Genomic DNA, 1706 nt, shown 5'->3' on the forward strand with positions numbered 1-1706 from the left:
TTGAAACCTTGGCCCGCGTCACCGACAATCCAACCGTCAGGCTGCCCGCAGTGGCATCCTGATCAGGCCCGGACCTCTCCGAAGGTCGACGCTCCTACACCATGCCGTGGGGCACTATCCTTCGCGGACCTTCAGGAGGGGGTCGATATTGATAGCGGTCGAGAGTGTAGAGTTGGTCATGAGGCCCACAGCTTCGTTCTGATGGGGGTTGACTCACCAAAAGCAGAAGCGTGCGGACCAGCCCAGTCAGGAGAAAAGATTATGGGTCAGAAAACCCTCAGATAACGAAAGCTCGCTCATCTTCGGTCAGAGAGTAGAGGCCTGGCAGCGGGGAGGGGGCAAAGCAGTCGGGGATTCTCCATGGATTCCACTCGAACCCTGACTTATCTGCGATCACGTCGATTTCTTGCTCGAAAGACCTCGCGTTCGACAGGAAAACTGTGAATGCGGCTGCGTCGTTCTCAAACTCCTCTGGGCCCGGGGTCGACCATCGCAGTGCAGCCTCGAGGTGGGCTGTGTTGATCCAACGCTCGAACTCCGCCTGAAGCACGGTGGTCATGGAGAGCTCATCTTGCCTGCCTCCTTCGTCACGTAGAGCCTTCGCAACGAGACGGTATGCGTTCGCACGAGTTAGAGGCAGCCCCTCGAACCTCAGGCGCATGAGCTCCACGATGATCATCGGGGCGTGCCTTCTCTCGGTCCAGAAGCGCTTGCGCCGAAGATACTTCGCCTCGACGACCTGGTCGAAATCGCTAAGTGGCGCGGAATTGTCGGAGTTGAGGGTCATGTGCCGCCATACCTGCGTGACAAGCTCTTCGCCTTCGCTCTCAGGTATAGAGAGGCGCGCCAGCGTGAAAAGGTCGGGCCTTTCGATGAGCTCCCTGTTCTCATCAAGGATCGGAAGGACGCGTGACGCCTGCATAGGTTTGATTGTCATTCTATCGCAAGTTTGACTGCGGCGCAGGGTGCGCCGGTTAATTGTGCCGCCCAACGCTCAAGCAAGGCACGGCGCTGGTCGAGGTAGTCCGTTCGTCTATAGGCGCGTTCCACATGCCCTCCTACCACGTGGCCGAGGATGGTCTCCGCGACTTCGTGCCGGGCATCCGTTGCCTCGGCCAGCCAGTCACGCAGGCTGGACCGAAAGCCGTGCGGGCGTTCATCCATCCCCCTGCGCTCCATGAGCTGCGCCATCGTCGCGTCGGATATGACTCTCTTGCGGGTTCCGGGGAAAAGGAAGCCATCTCGCGCATGCCGGTTCGCCTCCGTGATGACCTCCTGTGCTTCTAAAGAAAGCGGCACCCGGAAATCAGACGTGGCGCCCCTGCGGCCTTTGATCTGTTCTGCCGGAATGGTCCACGTATCGCCGTCGATCTGGTCAAGGTGCATGAAGCGTATTGGCCTCGACCGTACGCCGGTGAGCATCAAGAGCCGCAAGGCCAGATGGGTTACGGATCCTTCCGCCAGGCTCTGGTAGAAGGCAGGCGCCTCGCTCCAGGGGACCGAAGGGATGTTCTTGGCGGTGTGTCGCGGTTTGCCGAGAAGAGCTCTGGCTTTTTCCGGACCCTGGATGTCTACGTCAAGCCCTCACAGGCTGCTGAAAAACTCTCGCCTCGACGCCTGACGTGGAACATGATTCACCGTAACCACTACGATGGCGACGGAGTGTGGGATGCGTGGATCAGATCAGGTGACGGGCTCGCTGTTCA

Annotated in this window: 3 protein-coding genes; 1 reads left to right on the forward strand and 2 read right to left on the reverse strand. The window is 59.4% G+C overall.

Annotated features, from left to right (window positions below):
* Positions 1 to 277: 277 nt before the first annotated feature.
* Together JF542_RS24270 and JF542_RS24275 are read right to left on the reverse strand one after the other, a co-directional pair.
* Positions 278 to 937 (reverse strand): hypothetical protein, encoded by a 660-nt coding sequence (locus tag JF542_RS24270; RefSeq protein ID WP_207077727.1) that lies wholly within the window; start codon positions 935 to 937, stop codon positions 278 to 280.
* Positions 934 to 1422 carry a tyrosine-type recombinase/integrase gene (locus JF542_RS24275; RefSeq protein WP_207077728.1) on the reverse strand — a complete coding sequence of 163 codons (489 nt, stop codon included), beginning with the start codon at positions 1420 to 1422 and terminating at the stop codon, positions 934 to 936. The genes JF542_RS24270 and JF542_RS24275 overlap by 4 nt, the downstream gene beginning before the upstream one ends.
* Before the next feature lie 18 nt (positions 1423 to 1440).
* On the opposite strand from JF542_RS24275, the gene JF542_RS24580 reads away from it, so the two are divergent.
* Positions 1441 to 1706: hypothetical protein (locus tag JF542_RS24580; protein WP_207077729.1), on the forward strand; the 266-nt coding region annotated here is incomplete at its 3' end.

This window comes from Salipiger bermudensis (assembly GCF_017309175.1).
Classification (GTDB): Bacteria; Pseudomonadota; Alphaproteobacteria; order Rhodobacterales; family Rhodobacteraceae; genus Salipiger; species Salipiger bermudensis.